The organism is Pseudomonas sp. UBA5568 (genome assembly GCF_002425525.1).
GTDB classification, from domain to species: Bacteria; Pseudomonadota; Gammaproteobacteria; order Pseudomonadales; family Pseudomonadaceae; genus Aquipseudomonas; species Aquipseudomonas fulva.
The window spans coordinates 1-3,909 of the sequence record NZ_DIMK01000064.1 but is presented as its reverse complement, the minus strand read 5'-3'; the positions used below and the strand labels follow the sequence as shown (position 1 = coordinate 3,909).

General features: G+C 62.7%; 5 protein-coding genes. 2 read left to right on the top strand and 3 right to left on the bottom strand.

Annotation, left to right across the window (positions count from 1 at the left end):
- Positions 1-101: 101 nt before the first annotated feature.
- Positions 102-863: an SDR family oxidoreductase gene (locus tag B2S33_RS20580; protein WP_027914292.1), complete on the bottom strand. Its 762-nt coding sequence runs from the start codon at positions 861-863 to the stop codon at positions 102-104.
- Between the two features lie 175 nt (positions 864-1,038).
- Between B2S33_RS20580 and B2S33_RS20575 the strand changes: the two genes are divergently transcribed.
- Positions 1,039-2,040: an NADP-dependent oxidoreductase gene (locus tag B2S33_RS20575; RefSeq protein WP_288650993.1), complete on the top strand. Its 1,002-nt coding sequence runs from the start codon at positions 1,039-1,041 to the stop codon at positions 2,038-2,040.
- 69 nt (positions 2,041-2,109) lie between these two features.
- On the opposite strand, the gene pyrF is transcribed toward B2S33_RS20575, so the two are convergent.
- Positions 2,110-2,811 (bottom strand): orotidine-5'-phosphate decarboxylase, encoded by a 702-nt coding sequence (gene pyrF / locus B2S33_RS20570; RefSeq protein WP_027914290.1) that lies wholly within the window; start codon positions 2,809-2,811, stop codon positions 2,110-2,112.
- A gap of 216 nt (positions 2,812-3,027) precedes the next feature.
- Between pyrF and B2S33_RS20565 the strand changes: the two genes are divergently transcribed.
- Positions 3,028-3,195 carry a DUF2897 family protein gene (locus B2S33_RS20565; RefSeq protein WP_023535343.1) on the top strand — a complete coding sequence of 56 codons (168 nt, stop codon included), beginning with the start codon at positions 3,028-3,030 and terminating at the stop codon, positions 3,193-3,195.
- A 55-nt stretch (positions 3,196-3,250) separates the two neighbouring features.
- On the opposite strand, the gene B2S33_RS20560 is transcribed toward B2S33_RS20565, so the two are convergent.
- Positions 3,251-3,586: a ComEA family DNA-binding protein gene (locus B2S33_RS20560; RefSeq protein ID WP_181074449.1), complete on the bottom strand. Its 336-nt coding sequence runs from the start codon at positions 3,584-3,586 to the stop codon at positions 3,251-3,253.
- Positions 3,587-3,909 lie beyond the last annotated feature (323 nt).

Here is a 3,909-nt window from a genome sequence, read left to right as displayed (position 1 = left end):
GGCGCGCAGCGGCCCCAGGATGTCAGCGTGATAATGCATCTTCAGGACCAGCGCTCAACCCCTGGCAGCCTTTGGGCTTCATCCACCACAACCTCACCGATTCAAATTGCCGTGGCCCCTCCATCCACCGTCAGACAATGCCCAGTGGTAAACGCCGCACCATCGCTGCACAGGTACAACACCGCACTGGCGATTTCGGCCACGGTGCCGATGCGCCCTACCGGGTGCATGGCGGCAGCGAACTCGGCTTTGCGGGGGTCGGCTTCATAGGCACGGCGGAACATGTCCGTATCGATCACGGCCGGGCACACGGCATTGACCCTGATGCCCTTGCGGGCATATTCGATGGCGGCAGACTTGGTCAGCCCGATCACGGCATGCTTGGACGCACTGTAGATGCTCATCTTCGGCGCTGCGCCCAACCCCGCCACCGAGGCGGTATTGACGATAGCGCCGCCGCCCTGGGCCAGCAGTAGCGGCAGCTGGTATTTCATGCACAGCCACACACCTTTGACGTTCACGCCCATGATGGCGTCGAACTGCGCCTCGCTGCCGTCGGCCAGCTTGCCCTGCTCGATCTCGATGCCCGCATTGTTGAAGGCATAGTCCAGCCGGCCATAGGCGGCGACCAAGTGCTCGTGCAGCTGGCGGACTTGGTCTTCGCGGGTCACGTCGCAGGCGATGAACAACGCCTCGCCACCTGCGGCCCGAATCTGCCCGACCGTTTCCTCGCCGCCCACGGCGTCCAGGTCGGCGACCACCACCTTCAGGCCCTCGCCGGCAAAGGCCAGCGCCGTTGCCCGGCCGATGCCCGCCCCGCCCCCGGTGACCAGTGCTACCTGGCCCGAAAAACTCATGCTCATGCCGCGCTCCTGTCAGGGCCTGTGAGGCACACGAGCATAGCCAGCCGCTGGTAAGGCCGCAGCATCATCACATGGACATTTATAGGACCATGCTTGTCAGTGATGTTGAGGACCTGCTTTCATCAACAAGGTAGATTTATCCTCTTGTGCACATTCCATTCTTCAAGGACCCGTCATGACCCAGACCAATCGCCGCTTCCTGCTCGTCAAACGCCCGGTCGGGGCGGTAACGCGTGAAGACTTCAAGTTCGAGACCCTGCCTGCCGAACAACCCGGTGAAGGGCAAGTGATGGTGCGCAACCTGTACCTTTCCCTGGACCCGGCCATGCGCGGCTGGATGAACGAGGGCAAGTCCTACATCCCGCCGGTTGCCTTGGGGCAGGTGATGCGCGCCCTGGGCGTGGGCGAAGTGGTTGCGTCCAACCACCCGGACTTCAAGCCTGGCGACCATGTGAACGGCGCATTGGGCGTGCAGGATTACTTCACCGGCGAGCCCCAGAACCTGCAGAAAATCGACCCGAGCCTTGCGCCCCTGCCCCGCTACCTGTCGGCCTTGGGCATGACCGGCATGACGGCATACTTTGCCTTGCTGGAAGTGGGCCAGCCTAAAGCCGGCGACACCGTGGTGATCTCCGGCGCCGCGGGTGCGGTGGGCAGCATTGCGGGGCAGATCGCCAAGATCAAGGGCTGCCGCCTCGTGGGTATCGCGGGCGGTGCCGAGAAATGCCAGTACCTCAAGGATGAACTGGGCTTTGACGGCGTCATCGACTACAAGGCCGAGGACGTACAGGCAGGCCTTAAGCGCGAATGCCCGAAAGGCGTGGACGTGTACTTCGACAACGTCGGGGGCGAGATTCTGGATGCGGTGCTGACGCGCATCAACTTCAAGGCGCGCATCGTGATCTGCGGTGCGATCAGCCAGTACAACAACAAGGAAGCGGTCAAAGGCCCGGCCAACTACCTGGCGCTGCTGGTGAACCGTGCGCGCATGGAGGGCTTCGTGGTGATGGACCACGCCAAGGACTACGGCAAAGCGGCCAAGGAAATGGCCGGCTGGCTGGCCAATGGGCAGGTCAAGAGCAAGGAAGACGTGGTGGACGGCCTGGAAACCTTCCCAGACACCCTGTTGAAACTGTTCAACGGGCAGAACTTCGGCAAGCTGGTGTTGAAGGTGTAATGACTGACTGGACGCACGCCTTTCAGGTCCCGATCCGATGACGGTGCCTGAAAGGCGTGCGGCTCAGGCTCAGCCGCGAATCTCGGCCACTACCGCTGCCAACGCTTGGGCCGGGTCGGCGGCCTGGCTGATGGGGCGGCCGATTACCAGGTAGTCCGAGCCAGCGTCCAGGGCCTGGCGCGGCGTGAGGATGCGACGCTGGTCATCCTGGGCGCTGCCTGCCGGGCGAATGCCGGGGGTGACGAGCTGCAGGCCAGGGTGAGCGGCCTTGAGCGCCGGGGCCTCCAGCGCCGAGCACACCAGCCCGTCCATACCGGCCTTTTCGGCCAGCGCCGCTAGGCGCAGTACCTGTTCTTGCGGGTCTACATCCAGGCCGATACCGGCCAGGTCTTCGCGCTCCATGCTGGTGAGCACGGTCACGCCGATCAGCAGAGGTTGCGGGCCGCTGCGCTTGGCCAGTTCTTCACGGCAAGCAGCCATCATGCGCAAGCCGCCGGAGCAATGCACGTTGACCATCCATACGCCCATCTCGGCAGCGGCCTTGACGGCCATGGCCGTGGTGTTGGGGATGTCGTGGAATTTCAGGTCCAGGAACACTTCGAAGCCTTTGTCACACAGGGTTTCGACAATGCCCGACGCGCTGCTGGTGAACAGCTCCTTGCCCACCTTGACGCGGCACAGCGCAGGGTCCAGCTGGTCAGCCAGCTTCAGGGCGGCTTCGCGGGTAGGGAAGTCCAGGGCGACGATAAGGGGCGTCTGGCAAGCAGGCATGGCAGGGTCTCTTGGCAAGTCGGAAACGGCGCGCATTGTAAACGATGTGACGCAGGCTGGGGGGGCCGCTGGCCCAGGAATTGGTCGGACGGTGGGCCAGGATGTGGGCCGGTGGGTGCTGGGCCTGCGTGAGGCGCCGTACCATTGAACCAACGAAGCGGCGCCTGGCTCAAAACAGGTGAGCAAGCCGCTTACATTCGCAACAGGAGAAGGAAAATGCCTTGGTATGCCTGGCTGATACTCATCGTTGCCATTGGCTCGATCGTCGGCGGTTTGATGATGCTGCGCGACACGGCTAAGAAGCTGCCGTTGACTGACGAGCAGTTGCGTAAGGTTCATGAACGCAACGCCGAGGCCGATGCCCGGGATGCTCAAGACCGCTGAATGCGGTTGATGGCCTTTCAATGAGCGGGCCTGTCGAAGGCCCGCCCCTCTGTACTTATTGCACTTTCAGTTTGTCGCGGTTGCGTTCTAGCAGCGCATTGCCGATGCCTTTTATCTCGAGCAGTTCATCGACCGACGCGAATGGCCCGTGGGCTTCGCGGTAGGCGACGATTGCCTCGGCCTTTGCCTTGCCGATGCCGTTGAGTTCTTTCTGGAGCGTCAGGGCATCTGCGCTGTTGAGATCGACCAGCGGGGTTGCTGACTGGCTTGCCTGGGCGACCATCGCCATGGGTTCGACCATGGTCGTGGCATTGGTCGGTGTTGCGTTTACGGTGAACGAAAGGCTGGCGATGAGTGGGAGCAGCAGCGCGGTGAGCAGGTTTTTACGCATGATGAAGACTCCTAGGGTTGGTCGTTTCTGGCAGCCTGTTCCTTGGGCTGCGGGGTTAACCCTAGCGCTGGAGGTGGGGGGTGGTTGGAGAGGTGGTTTTGCCTGGGTTGGCCGGGGCGTGCAGGGTTTATGGGCAGGGGGATGGCCGATGGAGAATGGGGCTGACGTGGTGGGGGTCTTGAGTCTGACAAGCGTGTCGAGGTAGTCGCTTGGGGGTTAGGGTGTGTGATGTGGTGCTGAATGCGGGGGTGCTGGGTGCCCTACGGGGTAAAAGCCGCGGAGATGGTGGGCGCGCTTTAGATCTTGGGGCCGCTTTGCGGCCC

What these genes read in the sequence shown, in the direction of transcription:
- pyrF (WP_027914290.1), bottom strand. Translation starts at nt 2,811, where the DNA reads ATGCCTGCTTGCCAGACGCCCCTTATCGTCGCCCTGGACTTCCCTACC.
- B2S33_RS20580 (WP_027914292.1), bottom strand. Translation starts at nt 863, where the DNA reads ATGAGCATGAGTTTTTCGGGCCAGGTAGCACTGGTCACCGGGGGCGGG.
- B2S33_RS20560 (WP_181074449.1), bottom strand. Translation starts at nt 3,586, where the DNA reads ATGCGTAAAAACCTGCTCACCGCGCTGCTGCTCCCACTCATCGCCAGC.
- B2S33_RS20575 (WP_288650993.1), top strand. Translation starts at nt 1,039, where the DNA reads ATGACCCAGACCAATCGCCGCTTCCTGCTCGTCAAACGCCCGGTCGGG.
- B2S33_RS20565 (WP_023535343.1), top strand. Translation starts at nt 3,028, where the DNA reads ATGCCTTGGTATGCCTGGCTGATACTCATCGTTGCCATTGGCTCGATC.